This is a genomic window from Paraburkholderia sp. IW21 (genome assembly GCF_041321145.1).
GTDB lineage: Bacteria > Pseudomonadota > Gammaproteobacteria > Burkholderiales > Burkholderiaceae > Paraburkholderia.
Window position 1 is genome coordinate 101413 of sequence record NZ_JBGGWA010000002.1, and the last position, 15777, is coordinate 117189.

At 61.6% G+C, this 15777-nt stretch carries 16 protein-coding genes; 3 read left to right on the top strand and 13 right to left on the bottom strand.

Annotated features, from left to right (window positions below):
* Window positions 1–213: 213 nt before the first annotated feature.
* The 3 genes from efp to ACAX43_RS04280 all read left to right on the top strand — a co-directional run bounded on the left by efp (window position 214) and on the right by ACAX43_RS04280 (window position 2950).
* A complete protein-coding gene (efp, locus tag ACAX43_RS04270; RefSeq protein ID WP_370707186.1) occupies window positions 214–771 on the top strand; it encodes an elongation factor P in 558 nt (185 codons plus the stop codon).
* A 280-nt stretch (window positions 772–1051) separates the two neighbouring features.
* Complete coding sequence (locus tag ACAX43_RS04275; RefSeq protein ID WP_370707187.1) at window positions 1052–1258, top strand: CsbD family protein; 207 nt, start codon at window positions 1052–1054, stop codon at window positions 1256–1258.
* 309 nt (window positions 1259–1567) lie between these two features.
* A complete protein-coding gene (locus tag ACAX43_RS04280; RefSeq protein WP_370707188.1) occupies window positions 1568–2950 on the top strand; it encodes a sigma-54-dependent transcriptional regulator in 1383 nt (460 codons plus the stop codon).
* Window positions 2951–3046: 96 nt separating this feature from the next.
* Here the strand turns inward: ACAX43_RS04280 and nagZ are convergent, their stop codons facing one another.
* From nagZ to rpoE, 13 genes are all read right to left on the bottom strand, one after another.
* Window positions 3047–4075 (bottom strand): beta-N-acetylhexosaminidase, encoded by a 1029-nt coding sequence (nagZ, locus tag ACAX43_RS04285; protein WP_370707189.1) that lies wholly within the window; start codon window positions 4073–4075, stop codon window positions 3047–3049.
* Between the two features lie 69 nt (window positions 4076–4144).
* Window positions 4145–4588: a holo-ACP synthase gene (acpS, locus tag ACAX43_RS04290; protein WP_370707190.1), complete on the bottom strand. Its 444-nt coding sequence runs from the start codon at window positions 4586–4588 to the stop codon at window positions 4145–4147.
* An 18-nt stretch (window positions 4589–4606) separates the two neighbouring features.
* A complete protein-coding gene (gene pdxJ, locus ACAX43_RS04295) occupies window positions 4607–5371 on the bottom strand; it encodes a pyridoxine 5'-phosphate synthase (protein WP_370707191.1) in 765 nt (254 codons plus the stop codon).
* On the bottom strand, window positions 5368–6279 hold the full coding sequence (gene recO, locus ACAX43_RS04300) for a DNA repair protein RecO (RefSeq protein ID WP_370707192.1): 912 nt from the start codon (window positions 6277–6279) through the stop codon (window positions 5368–5370). Before recO ends, pdxJ begins: the two co-directional genes overlap by 4 nt.
* Complete coding sequence (era, locus tag ACAX43_RS04305) at window positions 6266–7165, bottom strand: GTPase Era (protein WP_370707193.1); 900 nt, start codon at window positions 7163–7165, stop codon at window positions 6266–6268. Before era ends, recO begins: the two co-directional genes overlap by 14 nt.
* A 55-nt stretch (window positions 7166–7220) precedes the next feature.
* Window positions 7221–8501, bottom strand: a complete 1281-nt coding sequence (rnc, locus tag ACAX43_RS04310) for a ribonuclease III (RefSeq protein ID WP_370707194.1) — start codon at window positions 8499–8501, stop codon at window positions 7221–7223.
* Window positions 8502–8675: 174 nt separating this feature from the next.
* The gene (lepB, locus tag ACAX43_RS04315) at window positions 8676–9569 is read right to left on the bottom strand and encodes a signal peptidase I (protein WP_370707195.1); all 894 of its coding nucleotides are present in this window, start codon (window positions 9567–9569) and stop codon (window positions 8676–8678) included.
* 18 nt (window positions 9570–9587) lie between these two features.
* Complete coding sequence (gene lepA / locus ACAX43_RS04320; protein ID WP_370707196.1) at window positions 9588–11381, bottom strand: translation elongation factor 4; 1794 nt, start codon at window positions 11379–11381, stop codon at window positions 9588–9590.
* Window positions 11382–11587: 206 nt separating this feature from the next.
* Complete coding sequence (locus ACAX43_RS04325; protein ID WP_370707197.1) at window positions 11588–11851, bottom strand: glutaredoxin family protein; 264 nt, start codon at window positions 11849–11851, stop codon at window positions 11588–11590.
* Entirely contained in the window at window positions 11848–13365 is a 1518-nt protein-coding gene (locus ACAX43_RS04330) for a DegQ family serine endoprotease (RefSeq protein WP_370707198.1), read from the bottom strand. Before ACAX43_RS04330 ends, ACAX43_RS04325 begins: the two co-directional genes overlap by 4 nt.
* Before the next feature lie 35 nt (window positions 13366–13400).
* A complete protein-coding gene (locus ACAX43_RS04335; RefSeq protein ID WP_370707725.1) occupies window positions 13401–14444 on the bottom strand; it encodes a MucB/RseB C-terminal domain-containing protein in 1044 nt (347 codons plus the stop codon).
* 4 nt (window positions 14445–14448) lie between these two features.
* Window positions 14449–15075 (bottom strand): sigma-E factor negative regulatory protein, encoded by a 627-nt coding sequence (locus tag ACAX43_RS04340; RefSeq protein ID WP_370707199.1) that lies wholly within the window; start codon window positions 15073–15075, stop codon window positions 14449–14451.
* 82 nt (window positions 15076–15157) lie between these two features.
* On the bottom strand, window positions 15158–15757 hold the full coding sequence (rpoE, locus tag ACAX43_RS04345) for an RNA polymerase sigma factor RpoE (RefSeq protein WP_073431795.1): 600 nt from the start codon (window positions 15755–15757) through the stop codon (window positions 15158–15160).
* Between the last annotated feature and the right edge of the window lie 20 nt (window positions 15758–15777).

The following is a 15777-nucleotide window of genomic DNA, read 5'->3' on the forward strand; positions in this document are numbered from 1 at the left end:
CACGCCCGCACAGGGTAAAAAGCAGGTAACGGATTGCAGGGTTTGCAGCCCCGCCGCGGGTCACCGCGGCAAAAGCCGGCCACGCTTCACGCACCACTCCGGCTGGTGCCGCTCCAAGCGGCGCAGCGCCGAAGTGCAAGAAGCGCCGAAGCCGCTTGCGCCGTATGCCGTTGAGCAACAGTTGAAGCTACTCATTTCGTACAGGACAGTTTTATGAAGACCGCACAGGAACTCCGCACCGGCAACGTAGTAATGATCGGCGCAGACGCGATGGTCGTGCAAAAGGCCGAATACAACAAATCGGGCCGCAACTCCGCCGTCGTCAAGATGAAGTTCAAGAACCTGCTGACCGGCGCAGGCATGGAAAGCGTGTACAAGGCAGACGACAAGTTCGACGTCGTCGTGCTGGAACGCAAGGAAGTGACGTACTCGTACTTCGCCGACCCGATGTACGTGTTCATGGACGCCGACTACAACCAGTTCGAAGTCGAAGGCGAAATGATGGGCGACGCCCTTCATTACCTCGAAGACGGCATGGCTTGCGCAGTCGTGTTCTACAACGAGAAAGCCATCTCGGTCGAACTGCCGACCACGCTGGTCCGTGAAATCATCTATACGGAGCCGGCTGTCAAGGGCGATACGTCGTCGGGCAAGGTGTTGAAGAACGCCAAGCTGACCACTGGTTTCGAACTGCAAGTGCCGCTCTTCTGCAGCATCGGCGACAAAATCGAAATCGATACGCGTACGCACGAGTACCGCAGCCGCGCCTAAGCGCCTGCAGCCTCAATCCCGTGCCGGAGCAAGTCCGGCACGGCGATAAACATGGCAAAGAAAAAGCGCCCACTTCGGGCGCTTTTTCTTTTTTGCGCCGCCGTGTAGGGTCGAGGAAAACTTTACCGGGTAAATTCTCAAAAATACCGGGCCATCGCTTCTATCTGCCCGTTCCGCATTCAACAGACCATTGATAAGCTTAATTAGTCTCTTTGGCACAGTCCCTGCTTCTCCGAGGTACAGGCCGCTATGGCATTTTCCCCCAACCCGGAGATGCGACATGAATAACGACATCGCTGAAGGCAAGTGGAAGCAAATGATCGGCAAGGCAAAGACCGCATGGGGCGAATTGACGGACGACGAGCTGACCAAGGCACAAGGCCGCGCCGACAAACTGACCGGGCTGATCCAGGAGCGTTACGGCCAGACCCGCGAGCAAGCGGAACTTGAAGTACGGCGCTTCTTCGACAGCAACCGGGATTTCTGACCGGCCCAGTGAAGGAAGTACAGGTGTCCTACCCGCGCGTCGCATCGCATCAGGGAGGGCGCCCACCGAAAGTAAAGGACCAGAACTACGTGAGTCGAATCGCTACCGCTCTGCTTGCACATCGTGTTACTCGATTTGCGCCGCGCCCATGCCAATTGGCGTGCGATTGTTCCACAGCCGTGGCAGACCTTACCTGCGCGGCGCGGGCATTCGACCGACCGTACCGGCCAGCCATTGCGCCCGTGCCGCGCGCCAGAGTATCGGCGCCGCGTCCCGGGTATTCCGTCAATCTAAAAAATAGCGCTCGCCATGCCACACGCCCTGATTGTTGAAGACGATCCCAATAGCCTGTCAGGCCTGTCCGCCATCCTCGCCGCCGACGGCTTCTCCGTCGACACAGCGACTACCATCGCCGAGGCTCGGGCCGCGCTGACACGCTTCATCCCTGACGTCGTTCTGGTCGACCTGAATCTGCCGGACGGCAGCGGGCTCGATCTATTGCAGCACCTGCCCGCGCATCCGCCCGGCGGCGCCTTGCCGGTGATCGTGATGACCGGCAACGCGACAGTCGAGAGCGCGATTGAGGGCCTGCGGCACGGGATCTGGGACTACCTGCTCAAACCGGTCAATATTCCGCGCCTGCGCAGTCTGCTCGCGCGCATCCCGCGTCCGTATGAACTGACCGAAGAAGTCCGGACGCTGCGTTCGTCGCTGCGTCAGCTCGGCCGTTTCGGCTCGCTAATGGGCCGCAGCGGGGCGATCCAGCATGTCTACGACACGATCGAACATATCGCGCCGACCGAAGCCGCCGTGTTGATTTCCGGCGAAACCGGCACGGGCAAGCAGATCGCAGCACGCACACTGCACGACATGAGCCGGCGCCGCAAAGGACCGTTCATCATGTTCGATTGCAGGACGGCGGGCAGCGTCGCCGCGCACGGCTCGCTCGACAGCCTCCTGTTTGGTCATGAGCGCGGCGCGTTCGGCGGTACCGAGCAGCGCGAGCCCGGCCTGTTCGAACAGGCGAGCGGCGGCACACTGTTCATCGACGAAATCGCCGAGCTGCCGCGTGCTCAACAGGAGGCGCTGCTACGCGCGCTCGATTCGCAGACCTTCATGCGGGTCGGCGGCACGAATCAGGTGGTGACCGATTTCAGGCTGATTGCCTCGACGCGCAAAAATGCGCGCGCGGCAGTCGCCGACGGCAGCCTGCACGAAGATCTTGCACTGCGTCTCGACGCGGCCGCCGTGACGCTCCCGCCCCTGCGCGAACGTGGCGAAGATCCGGCGCTGATCGCCCAGGCCATCGTCGACGAGTTGAATCACGATGCGACCGCGCGCAACACGCCGGAAGTCGCCAAGCAGGTCGGACCAAACTTCTTGCGCGAGTGTCTTTCGTACGAGTGGCCGGGCAATGTGCGGGAGTTGCAGGAACGCGTGCGGCGTGCCTATCACGCGTCCGGCGACGTGCTGGAATCGTTGCGCGCCGACGAAGCGGGCTCGGCCAACGGCCGCGATCTGAACGGCAGCCGCGTGCAGGTCACCGTCGGCACGCCACTCGCCGACGTCGAGGAAATGCTGATTCGCGCGACGCTCGATGCGGTCGGCGGCACACGGCATCGCGCGGCGTCGTTGCTGGGGATCAGTCCGAAGACGTTGTACAACAAGCTGCAGCGGATGCGGTTGAACTGAGTTGGACAGGCTTCGCGAAAGCTGAGCTTGAATAAAAGACGGCGCCCGGAAAAAAGGCGCCGTTTTTTTGCTTGGCCTCAACCCTTTGCTGGCTCCCTATGCAAACGCGCTACGCAGCAAGGCCTGCGCTTGCAAATACTGCGGCTCGGCTACCAGCTTGCTCCACTTCAGCGCCTTGCCGCGCGGCCGCATGCGCTTCAGGCGCTGCCGCGATTCCTTCGACGGCGTGAAGCGCAGCGCGTCCAGCACCTTCTCCGCTTCGTCCGGCTGATTGCAGATCAGCACCATGTCGCAACCGGCTTGCAGCGCCGCGGTTGCGCCTTCCGTCAGCGTGCCGCCTTGGCGCGCGGCTTCCATCGACAGGTCGTCGCTGAACACGGCGCCCTCGAAACGCAGCTTGTTGCGCAGAATGTCCTGCAACCAGACGCGCGAGAAACCCGCGGGCTTCGAGTCGACCTGCGGATAGACCACGTGGGCCGGCAGCACCGCCCCGAGGGAAACACCGAGCCAATCGTACGGCGCCACGTCGTCGCGGATGATCTCGTCGAGCGAGCGGTCGTCGACCGGCATGGCGACATGCGAGTCCGCATGTGCGAAACCGTGCCCAGGAAAGTGCTTGCCGCAATTGCTCATGCCGGCCAACGCGAGACCATGATTGAGGCTCTTCGCCAGCAAGGTCACGACACGCGGATCGCGATGGAACGAGCGATCGCCAATCACTTGTGACTGGCCATAGTTCAAATCGAGCACCGGCGTAAAACTCATGTCGATACCGCACGCGCGCAATTCCGCCGCGAGGATATAACCGACTGCGGTCGTCACCTTGGTGGCGTGCAGTACGTCGCTGTCCCACAGCGCGCCCAGCTTGCCCATCGCCGGCAGCATGGTGAAGCCGTCGGTGCGAAAGCGCTGCACGCGGCCGCCTTCGTGATCGACTGCAATCAGCAGATCATCGCGGATCGCGCGGATCGAATCGGTCAGCGCGATCAGTTGGGCGCGGCTCTCATAGTGGCGCGCGAACAGGATCACGCCACCCGTCATCGGATGAGCAAGGCGGCGTTTGTCATCGTCGTTCAGCGTTTTGCCGACCACGTCGAGCATCACCGGTCCGGGAGTGGTTTTCATCGAATTCCGCTAGAAAAAAGCTGAGACAAAGAAAGACGCGGCCGGCGTGTGCCGCATTCAAAATATTTTTTACTCGTCACTGGCGGGGGCGCGCGGGGCGTCCGGCCCTCGCATCATTTCCCCGGTTTCGGCGATCACGAACGACACCGCGTAGTCGCGCTCGTCACTGATCGTCACGCGCGCCGTGATGCCGCGTGCGTCGAGCCATTCGGCCAGCTCGCCGGATGCCACCACCATGGGCTCGCCGCTCGGCTTGTTGAGCGTTTGCAGTGCGCGCCAGGTCATCGGCCAGCGCATGCCCAGGCCGATCGCCTTCGAGAACGCTTCTTTAGCCGAGAACCGCGTGGCGAGAAACGCGAGACCGCGCGCCGCCGATCGCGCCTCGCGTGCGTGATAAACACGCAGTTCGTCAGGGCCGAGCACCTTTTCGGCGAAGCGGCCGTTGGTGCGCGTCATCACCGCGGCCACGCGGCTGACCTGAACGATGTCCGTGCCGATGCCGTAGATCGCCATGCCCGGTGCCCCGCAGCGTTACGCGCGTGCGCCGAGACGGGCGGCGACCATGATCGCCTTCATCTCGCGCACTGCGTTGTCCCAGCCGGCGAAAATCGCATGGGCGACGATCGCGTGGCCGATATTCAGCTCGACGATGCCTTCGATCGCGGCGATCTGCTGGACGTTGGTGTAATGCAGACCGTGGCCCGCATTCACCTTGATGCCGAGCGTTGCGCCGAATTCGACGGCGCGCACCACACGCTCGTATTCGTGCTGCTGTTCAGCAGGATCGTGTGCTTCGGCATAGCGGCCCGTGTGCAGTTCGATCACCGGCGCGCCCGCTTCGTGCGCGGCGCGGATTTGCGTTTCGTCCGGATCGATGAAGAGCGACACACGCGAATTCGCTTCGGCGAGTTGCTTGCATGCCGCACGCACCGCTTCGAACTGGCCGGCGACGTCGAGACCACCTTCGGTCGTCAGTTCCTGACGCTTTTCCGGCACGAGGCAAACGTCGTGAGGCTGGACTTCACAGGCAATGTCGAGCATTTCCTGTGTGACCGCGCATTCCAGATTCATGCGCGTTTTCAACAGCGGCCGCAGCTTGCGCAAGTCGGCGTCGACGATATGGCGGCGGTCTTCACGCAAGTGCAGCGTGATAACGTCAGCGCCCGCCTCCTCGGCCATCAATGCGGCGCGAATTGGATCGGGGTAAGACGTGCCGCGCGCATTGCGCAGCGTGGCGACGTGATCGATGTTCACGCCCAGGTCAATCACATTCGGCGACGTAAGAAAGAAGCTCATAGGTTCTGCAAGTCGATCAGGATCTGGCGCGTCGCCAGCGGCGTGCCGCCAAGGTAGGTGTTGAGCAGAAAGCGCATCAGCGTTTTGCTTTGCGCCACGGTCTGCGCTCGATGGTAATCGTCCTGCTCCATATCGAGCAAGGTTTGTCCCGCGACCACTGGCCACTGTGCGGGCAGATCGTCGGACGCTTCGCGCACGCCGCGCTCCGGATCGAACACATAGCGGCCTTCGGCCTGCACCGCTTTGCGCGCGACGGTGCGATCGAGCGCCATCGCATAGCCGGTTTCGCGCAGCAGCACACGCTCGAAAGAACGCAGCACCTGCACGGGCGGCTCGTCATGCGCGAGGCGCGTCATGGTGACGACGTAGTGATGGAACAGTTGCGGGTGCGGGTCTTCGCGTGCGCAGAATTTGACCATCAGTTCGTTGACATAGAAACCGCAGAGCAGCGCATCACCCGCCAAGGGCAACATGCCGCCGACCCATTCGGCACCGGTCAGCGTGCGCACTTCCGATTTGCCCGACCACGACAAGGCGAGCGGCTGGAAGGTCTGCAACACGCCGCGCAAAGCGGAGTGCGGACGCTTCGCGCCCTTCGCGACGAGCGCGAGACGGCCGTGATCGCGCGAGAGCACGTCGATGATCAGACTGGTCTCGCGATACGGATAGCTGTGCAGGACGAAAGCGGGTTGCTCAGCGATCCGGTAATCAGAGGCGGAGGGGCGAGGCGCGCGGCGCGCCGGCGCTTTGCGCGGCGCGCCTTCGGCGCCCTGCGCGCTTTTGGCACTCGAGGAGGGTTTTTGGGTACCACGAGCCGGTTTGGACGGCTCGCGCGCCGACGCTGCCGGCTCCGAGTCGTCCGGTTCAGCGTCGGAATTCCGCGTCATCCACGCGTCATTCGTACCCATACGCACGGAGTCCGGCTTCGTTGTCGGCCCAGCCGCTCTTCACCTTGATGAAGGTCTCCAGATACACCGGGCCGTCGAACAGCTTTTCCATGTCGAGACGCGCTTCGGTGCTGATCTGCTTCAGCTTGGCGCCCTTCTGGCCGATGATCATCGCCTTGTGCGTATCGCGTTCGACCATGATGGTCGCGAAAATGCGACGCAGACGGCCTTCGGTTTCGAACTTGTCGATCAGCACGGTGCTGGTATACGGCAATTCGTCGCCAGTCCAGCGGAACACTTTTTCGCGCAGGATTTCGGCGGCGAGGAAGCGCTCGCTGCGATCGGTCAGGTCGTCTTCGCCGTAGATCGGCGCGCCTTCCGGCAGGAACGGCTTGACCGTCGCCATCAACCGCTTGATGTCCTCGGGATGCTTCGCCGACAACGGCACGATCTCGTTGAACTGGCGCAGCGCGCTCACCTGCTGCATGAACGGAAACAGCGAATCCTTATCCGACACGCGATCGAGCTTGTTCGCGATCAGCAGGGTGGGCACCGACGGCGGGATCAGGTCGAGCACCTTCTGATCGTCCGGACCGAAACGCCCCGCTTCGATCACGAACAGGATCGCGTCGACGGAAGTCAGCGTGGACGTGACCGCGCGGTTAAGCGAGCGGTTCAGCGCGCCACTGTGCTTGGTCTGGAAGCCCGGCGTATCGACAAAGATGTACTGCGCGTCTTCGAGCGTGTGAATGCCGGTGATGCGATGGCGGGTAGTCTGCGCCTTACGCGACGTAATACTGACTTTCTGGCCGACCAGCGCGTTCATCAGCGTGGACTTGCCGACGTTAGGGCGGCCGACGATCGCGACCATGCCGCAGCGAAAACCAGTGGGAGTGGGAGCGTTCATATTCGGGCTACGGCAGGTTCAGATCGACGCGCGGGGAGTGGCGCGCCGATGGCAATCAATGGCCCGCATCGGCGACACGGGTTTGCACCGCGTCGGCTACGCCGGGTTCGTGTTCAGTTTGCGCGGGCACGCCAGGCGCCGGCACGGCGGCGCCAGGTGTGGCTTCGCGGCTACGGTGCTTGTCGACGCCGCGGACGGCGGCGACTTCCGGTTTGGCGTCGGCGGGTTTGGCGTCCGCGGCCTTCGTGTCTGCGGGCTTTGCGCCTTCGGATTTGGCGTCCGCAGATTTGCCGTCCAACTTCTCGGCTGACTTGTCCGTCATGGCTTTGTCAGCGGACCTGTCGCTCGCGTGAACGGTCGCCTTATCAGCTCTTTCAGCCTTATCCGCGCGCTCCGACTTGTCCTGTCCGCTGTATTCGACATGCGCGGCGCGAATCACCGCCAGCGGCGCGGACGTCGCGGTTAGAGTCGGACGTTCCGCTGCGGACTCTGCTGCCGGCACGGTGCGAGCCTCACCGCGCCCGGCTCCGCGTTCATTCTTTCGATCCGGGCTGCGTAAATCGAGCGCGGCCTGCACGCCGGTCACGCCGGGCACGATCTCCGGCTCGGCATTCTTCGCCGCGCGGGCGCCTTTCGAACGCTTGGACTTGGCGACCACGGCGGGCGCCGCGGCCATCACCTCGTCGAGCGCCTTCTTGGCTGCGGCCTGCTCGGCCGCACGACGGCTCGCGCCGGAACCGGACACTTTGACTTCCAGCTTCGGCACCGTGCATTCGACTTCGAATTGTTGATTGTGCGCCGCACCATGAGTCGCGACGACCGTGTACGTGGGCAGCGCGATCTTGTGGCCCTGCAGATATTCCTGCAGCAGCGTCTTGGCGTCCTTGCCGAGCGTGCGTGGATCGATGTGATCGAGAATCGGCACGTAAAGACGCTTGATGACCGTCTGGGCGGCGTCGAACCCACCGTCGAGGAATATCGCGCCCAATACGGCTTCGAGCGTGTCAGCGAGGATCGAAGGCCGGCGGAACCCACCGCTGCGCAGTTCGCCCTCACCGAGGCGCAGGCCTTCGGAGATATTGAGGGCCTGAGCGATTTCGTAAAGCGACTGCTGTTTGACCAGGTTGGCGCGGACGCGCGAGAGGTCGCCTTCATCCAATTTGCTGAAACGTTGGAACAAAAGCGCAGCCACCGCGCAATTTAGAACGGAATCGCCGAGAAATTCGAGCCGTTCGTTATGCGTGGAACTGTGACTGCGGTGCGTTAAAGCCTGGCGCAGCAATTCCGCATTGCGAAATTCATAGCGCAGACGGCTTTCCAACGGAGATAGGGGCATGGGCAGAGTATAACGCGGGCGCCTGCCCCGCCGAAAACGCGGGACGGCCAGCGGAAAAAGCGTGTTGAAGCGACGTTACCGCAGATTCTTAAAGTAGCGTGATAACACGCCGCGACTGATGTGGCCTACGTGTGGGCCAGCGCCGCGGCGTGTCGTGCAATCATGCATGCGTGCTCAGTGGAATGAACCGATGCGTTTCAGATTGCTGAAGTTCATCCAGATAAAAAACGCGCGGCCAACAACATTCTTATCCGGCGCAAAACCCCAGTAACGGCTGTCCGCGCTGTTATCGCGGTTATCGCCCATCATGAAGTAATTGCCCGGCGGCACTTTGCAGATGACGCCGCGTGCGTTGTACGTACAATTATCGCGATACGGATAATCTTCGGCACCGACAATGAACGGCGGCACGGCCGGGTTGTTCAGGATCGCGTTCTTGCGGCCACCGAGATCTTCTTCGAACTGCTTCGCATAACCGAGACGCTCTTCATCGAGGTAGTCCGGCAGCGGTGTTTCCGGCACAGGCTTGCCGTTGATCGTCAGTTGCTTGTCCTGATAGGCGACGGTGTCGCCCGGCAGGCCGATCACGCGCTTGATGTAGTCGACCGATTCGTCTTTCGGGTAGCGGAACACCACCACATCGCCGCGCTCAAGCGGACGGCCTTCCGTGATCTTTGTATTGGTGATCGGCAGACGGATACCGTATTCGAATTTATTGACGAGAATGAAGTCGCCCACCAGCAGCGTCGGCACCATCGAACCGGACGGAATCTTGAACGGCTCGACCCCGAACGAGCGCACCAGGAACACCACCAGAATCACCGGGAAGAAGCTCGCCGAATACTCGAGCCACCACGGTTGACGCAGCTTGTCCTCACGCAGACGCGCGCGCGTTTGCGCCGCGTTCTCGTCGGCGAAACGCTCGCCGACGCGTGCCTGCTGGCGGTCGAACTCGGCGACCACGGCGTCCGCCGCGCGGCGCCGTTGCGGCACGAAAACCAGTTTGTCTGCGACCCATGCAACGCCCGTCAAAATGACGAGCACAAAAAGAATCAGCGCAAAATTCATAGTGTTCCGTTGTTCGTCTTATTTGTCTTCGACACGCAGGATCGCGAGGAAAGCCTCTTGCGGAATCTCAACGGACCCCACCTGCTTCATTCGCTTCTTGCCTGCCTTTTGTTTTTCGAGCAGTTTCTTCTTGCGGCTGATATCGCCGCCGTAGCATTTTGCCAGCACGTTCTTACGCAATGCTTTAATGTTTTCGCGCGCAATGATGTTCGCGCCGATGGTGGCCTGAATCGCGACGTCGTACATCTGGCGCGGAATCAGTTCGCGCATTTTCGCCGCGACTTCACGACCGCGGTACTGGCTTTGCGAACGATGCACGATCACCGACAACGCATCCACCTTGTCGCCGTTGATGAGCATGTCGACCTTCACGACGTCAGCCGCGCGGTATTCCTTGAACTCGTAGTCCATCGACGCATAGCCGCGTGAGATCGACTTCAGACGATCGAAGAAATCGAGCACGACTTCGCCCATCGGGATTTCGTAGGTCAACTGGACCTGGCGGCCGTGGTACTGCATGTTGATCTGGCTGCCGCGCTTTTGCGTGCACAGCGTGATCACCGAGCCGACGTAGTCTTGCGGCATGTATAGATTGACGGTAACGATCGGCTCGCGCACTTCTTCGATCTTCGACGGCTCCGGCATCTTGGCCGGATTTTCCACCATGATGATCGTGCCGTCCCGCTGCAGGACTTCGTACACCACGGTCGGCGCCGTGGTGATCAGATCCATGTCGAACTCGCGCTCGAGACGCTCCTGCACGATTTCCATGTGAAGCAGGCCGAGGAAGCCGCAACGGAAACCGAAGCCGAGCGCCTGCGAAACTTCAGGCTCGTACTGCAGCGAGGCGTCGTTCAGCTTCAGCTTTTCCAGCGAGTCACGCAATGCGTCGTACTGGTTGGCTTCGATCGGATAGAGACCGGCGAACACCTGCGGCTTCACTTCCTTGAAGCCAGGCAACGGCTCGGCCGCAGAACGATTCACCAGTGTGACGGTGTCGCCCACCTTCGCCGCAGCCAGCTCCTTGATGCCGGCGATGATGAAGCCCACCTGCCCGGCCGACAGCGATTCAAGATTCTTCGACTTCGGCGTGAACACGCCGATGTGCTCGACCGGATACTGCGCGCCGGTCGCCATCATGCGGATCTTGTCTTTCGGGCGCAGCGTGCCGTTGACAATACGCACCAACATCACGACGCCGACGTAGTTGTCGAACCACGAGTCGATGATCAGCGCCTGCAGCGGCGCTTGCGGATCGCCCTTGGGCGGCGGCACCTTGGCGATCAGTGCTTCGAGCACGTCTTCGACGCCGAGGCCGGTCTTCGCGCTGCAACGCGTGGCGTCGGTTGCGTCGATGCCGATCACGTCTTCGATTTCTTCGATTGCGTTCTCGGGATTCGCGGCCGGCAGGTCGATCTTGTTGAGCACCGGAATCACGTCGACGCCGAGCTCGATCGCCGTGTAGCAGTTGGCGACGGTTTGCGCTTCCACGCCCTGGCTTGCGTCGACGACCAGCAGCGCGCCTTCACATGCGGACAGCGAGCGGCTGACTTCGTACGAGAAGTCGACGTGGCCCGGCGTGTCGATCATGTTCAGGTTGTAGATCTGCCCGTCACGGGCTTTATACGTCAATGCGGCGGTTTGTGCCTTGATGGTGATGCCGCGCTCGCGCTCGAGATCCATTGAGTCGAGCACTTGAGATTCCATCTCGCGGTCGGACAAGCCACCGCAGATCTGGATGATGCGATCGGCGAGCGTCGACTTGCCATGGTCGATGTGCGCAATGATCGAGAAGTTACGAATATGATCCATTCAGTGCCGATCAAGCGAAAAAGGCGCGCTCGGACAATAGCGGAGCACGCCTTGTAAGTAGGTGAAAAACCTATCTATTTTAGCCGAAAAGGCTATCGCCCGGCGCATCTTGCGAAGCTCGGGCGGAAAAGACGGCTCAGGAGAGACGCGAAACTGGGTGTGAATGGTGCGCGTTTTGCGGCTGGTTTGGGCCCTGTGCAACCGCATCAGGACGCCGCGGCGACGCGTGCAGCGAGCGCGGTACGAACCCGCGCTGCGTCAAGGTGATAGTGACACAGTTCGACGCCGTCGCAGACCAGAACCGGCACGAGTTCGTTGTATCGCGCTTCCAGCAAGGGATCGGCGTCAACGTCGACGACTTCCACTTGCGCGCCGAATTCGACCAGCAACGGCTCGAGCGCGGCACGCATGTCGTCGCATAAGTGGCACCACGCGCGCCCGTAGAGCGTGAGCGGCGCCACCGCTTTCACTTCTGCGCGCTGCGCGGGCGAATCGGCACGAACTGCGTGTTCTCGCCGCGGCGGACCAGCAGCGCCACCATCTTCTGCGAATCGAGGTGCGCGGTCAGGTCGTCGAACTGCTTCGCGCTCGTGATATCCATATCGCCCACACGCAGTACGATGTCACCCTTTTGCAGACCGACGCGCAATGCCGGACCGTCTACGGCGTCGATCTGCACGCCGTTGCGCAGTTTCAGCGCCTTCATCTGGTCAGCCGGGATATCACTCACGGCGAGACCCAGCACGTTGGTGGCGCGTTGCTTAGGCACCGGCGCCTTCTTCGCATCCGCCTTGGCAGTCTTGTCCGGCTGCATCTCGGTAATCGTAACCGGCAGATCGCGCGTCTGACCCTTACGCCAGATCGTAACGGTCGACTTGGTGCCCGGCTTCGTATCGCCGACCATGCGCGGCAAGTCCGTTGCCGTGTCGACCGAATGACCGTTGAACTTCAGGATGATGTCGCCCGGCTGCACGCCGGCCTTGTCCGCCGGACCACCCGGCTCGACGCTGCTGACCAGCGCGCCCTGCGCCTTCGGCAGACCGAGCGAGTCGGCCACGTCCTTCGTCACTTCACCGATCGCCACCGCGATCCGGCCGCGCACGACCTTGCCCGATGCCTTCAGCTGGTCGGCCACGCGCATCGCCTCGTCGATCGGAATGGCGAACGAGATGCCCATGAAACCGCCGGTGCGGCTGTAGATCTGCGAATTGATGCCGATCACTTCGCCCTGCATGTTGATCAGCGGACCGCCCGAGTTACCTGGATTGACGGCCACGTCGGTCTGGATGAACGGCAGGTAGTCGCCTGTATCACGCCCCTTGGCGCTGACGATACCGGCTGTCACCGTGTTCTCGAGACCGAACGGCGAGCCGATCGCGACCACCCACTCGCCCACGCGTACCTTGTTGGAGTCGCCGATCGTGATGGTCGGCAAATTGGCCGCACTGATCTTCACGACGGCAACGTCGGTCCGATCGTCGACGCCGATCAGCTTCGCCTTGAATTCGCGCTTGTCGGTGAGCGTGACGTAAATGGTGTCCGCGTCGTCGACCACGTGCGCGTTCGTCATCACGTAACCGTCCGCCGACAGGATGAAGCCGGAGCCGACGCCGCTGTTCTGTTCAGGACCGCTGTTGTCTGGCGAGTCCTGGCTGCCGCCGCTACCGCTGCCGCCGTTATCGCCACCGCGCGGTGTTGTACCCGGCGATTGCGGTGACTGCGGCAACGGGATGCCGAAGAAGCGGCGGAAAAACTCCGACATGTCGCCGTCGTCCATGCCCGGCGGCAACCCGCCGCGGACACCACTGTTCGACACGCGCGTGGTCGTGCGAATGTTGACGACCGCCGGGCCAACCTTGTCGACAAGGTCGGTAAAGTCAGGCAGATTGGCGGCGGGAGCCGCAGACGCCGTATGCGGTACGAGCGGCAAACACACCGCTACCACCGCGGCCGCGAGGAATTTGCGCACCGAGAAAGTCGTCATATCTTAGCAAGCCGAGGGATTCAGGATTCGGAGGATTACTTCGGAGCTTTGTATTCTATGGCAGACGCAAATTGCTGCAATGTCGTCTGTGGCACTTCACCAAGCAGAGTAATCCAGAAGTCGCCGCGGCGCTTGACCAGCACGTGCGTCGCGCCGCTGCTACCCGCGCCTTCCTTGCGGGTATTGTTCTCGACCGGCTCGACGAACACCGAAATAGCCGCGAGGCCGTCGGAGAAGACCGCCTGGTCGACCGGAATGGTCGGCTGGCCCGCGTCACGCGCGGCCATGGGACGGCGCAATTCACGAATCTTGCGGAAGCCCGGCACCGTGGGCGCGATCTGCCAACCTTGCGCGGCCATATCGACCGGCTCGACTGGCGGACGCACGACGGTCCAGCCGGCCGTGTTGCGAATACCATTGACGATGGCGGCCTTGTCGACCGGCACGCCGATACGAATCTGCGAAAACGCCAACTGCTCAAGCACCTGACCGTTCGCGTCAAGTGTCTGTGCACGCAGCAGCAGGCCGGTCTTCTTGTCGGCCCACAGCTTGTAAGCAAAGCGATATGCGTCTTTCGGATCGAGCTCGATCACCTGGCTGTCGACGCCCGCAACGCGGTCGTCACCGAGCAGTTTCGGCTCGTACACAGACAGCACCTGTTCGCCGCTTACAGCCAGCAGCGCGGGAAACGAGTCCTTGCTCTGGCGCTTCTCGACCACACACAGATGCCGCTCCGGCACGAACGTGTAGAGGTCTTCGTTATGACGCAGCATTTTGCGCGGCTTGCCGTCGAGGCTTTCGAGTTGCTCGAATTCGCCGTCCGTGCGGGTTGCGTAGTGTGCGATCCGCGACGTCTGAACGAAATTGCCGCGTTGATAGACGAACGCGCCCTCGTAGTTTTGCTGTTGTGCAGCCTGATGGATCCGATCGAGCAACTCCGCAGCCGTACGGCGCACGACGAGCGGATCGCCGGTTTGGGCAAAAACCCGCGGTGTAGCAGACAACAATACCGCTGCACAGAACAGAAATGCCGGCAGCCGCCCCCAGATAGTCGTTTTATTCAACCGCGGAGTCTGCATCAAACTATTGGCCTTGCGTAGAAACTGCGGCAGCGCGAATCAGCGGCATCGAGCCCGGCATGACCGGTTGTTGCGCGAATTGCTGGTGAGCTTCCAGATACTGATCGAGACTTGCGTCACGAATAATGTTGGCGTCTTGTGCGACGGGCTGCACAGTAGCGACAGGCACCGAAGCCATTGCCACGCGCTGCAGCGAATCACCATGCGACTGGAGCGACGCGACTTGCGTTACGCCCGGGCCGCCTGGCACGCCTTGCAACTGCGGCACGACGATCCACGTCAGCGTGGCAGCGGCGGCAGCGACAGCAAAAGCCGGCACAACGCGGCGACGCAACGCCAGCAAACGGCGCGCGACCGGCATCGCGGCAGGTGCGAGCACGTGCGGCTCGTTATCGAAACGTGCGGCAAAACCGTTCAGGAACGCGCTGCTCGCCGCCGGGCTGATCGCCAGATCGTCGGAACGCAAGGCGTCGCCGATCAGGTGATAGCACGACCAGGCGGCACGACCTTCGCCGTCCAGTTCGGAAACAAACGTGTTCAGATGCTCTTCGCCGAACAACTCACTGTCGACAAAAGCGGACAGACGCTCGCCGCGCGAGCTGACTTGCGATTGCATCGAGACCGACCCCATGATGCTCCCCATCTTACAAATACCCCGTAGTGACACCACTAATCCAGATATTGCACCCGCGCCCCGTCTAGCCGGCTGGTGTTTACCAGCGCTTGCCTTCAGGAGTGTCAAGCAACGGACGCAATTTTGCCGCAATGGCTTCGCGAGCGCGGAAAATTCGTGATCTGACTGTGCCGATTGGGCAACCCATCATCTCAGCGATTTCCTCGTAACTCAAACCTTCAATTTCACGAAGAGTAATGGCGGTGCGCAACTCTTCCGGCAAAACCGCCATTGCAGCATTGACCGTCTCAGCGATCTGCTTGCTCATCAACATCGACTCAGGCGTGTTGATATCCCTTAGTTGGTCGGCGTCCGAGAAAGTTTCAGCTTCTTCAGCATCTGCTTCGGTTGAAGTCGGTGCGCGCCGCCCTTGGGTCGCAAGGTAGTTCTTTGCCGTGTTGACCGCAATCCGGTACAACCACGTATAAAACGCCGAGTCGCCGCGAAATTGCGGCAATGCCCGGTACGCCTTGATAAAAGCGTCCTGGGCGACGTCTTCCACTTCGGCGGGGTCCCGCACGAGGCGCGAGATCAGCCTGAGAATCTTGCGGTGGTATTTGGAGACCAGAAGCTCGAACGCGGCCTTGTCGCCCTTCTGGACGCGCTCGACCAGCACCTGATCAATTTCTTTTTCGCTCACCTGATAAATCCGTTAACTAT

Bases quoted from the DNA above. Each gene is read 5' to 3' on its own strand.
- acpS (WP_370707190.1), bottom strand. From the start codon at position 4,588: ATGGCGATCTACGGCATCGGCACGGACATCGTTCAGGTCAGCCGCGTG.
- ACAX43_RS04275 (WP_370707187.1), top strand. From the start codon at position 1,052: ATGAATAACGACATCGCTGAAGGCAAGTGGAAGCAAATGATCGGCAAG.
- pdxJ (WP_370707191.1), bottom strand. From the start codon at position 5,371: ATGAGCTTCTTTCTTACGTCGCCGAATGTGATTGACCTGGGCGTGAAC.
- ACAX43_RS04335 (WP_370707725.1), bottom strand. From the start codon at position 14,444: ATGCAGACTCCGCGGTTGAATAAAACGACTATCTGGGGGCGGCTGCCG.
- lepA (WP_370707196.1), bottom strand. From the start codon at position 11,381: ATGGATCATATTCGTAACTTCTCGATCATTGCGCACATCGACCATGGC.
- nagZ (WP_370707189.1), bottom strand. From the start codon at position 4,075: ATGAAAACCACTCCCGGACCGGTGATGCTCGACGTGGTCGGCAAAACG.
- ACAX43_RS04330 (WP_370707198.1), bottom strand. From the start codon at position 13,365: ATGACGACTTTCTCGGTGCGCAAATTCCTCGCGGCCGCGGTGGTAGCG.
- rnc (WP_370707194.1), bottom strand. From the start codon at position 8,501: ATGCCCCTATCTCCGTTGGAAAGCCGTCTGCGCTATGAATTTCGCAAT.
- recO (WP_370707192.1), bottom strand. From the start codon at position 6,279: ATGGGTACGAATGACGCGTGGATGACGCGGAATTCCGACGCTGAACCG.
- efp (WP_370707186.1), top strand. From the start codon at position 214: ATGAAGACCGCACAGGAACTCCGCACCGGCAACGTAGTAATGATCGGC.
- ACAX43_RS04280 (WP_370707188.1), top strand. From the start codon at position 1,568: ATGCCACACGCCCTGATTGTTGAAGACGATCCCAATAGCCTGTCAGGC.
- lepB (WP_370707195.1), bottom strand. From the start codon at position 9,569: ATGAATTTTGCGCTGATTCTTTTTGTGCTCGTCATTTTGACGGGCGTT.
- ACAX43_RS04340 (WP_370707199.1), bottom strand. From the start codon at position 15,075: ATGGGGTCGGTCTCGATGCAATCGCAAGTCAGCTCGCGCGGCGAGCGT.
- era (WP_370707193.1), bottom strand. From the start codon at position 7,165: ATGAACGCTCCCACTCCCACTGGTTTTCGCTGCGGCATGGTCGCGATC.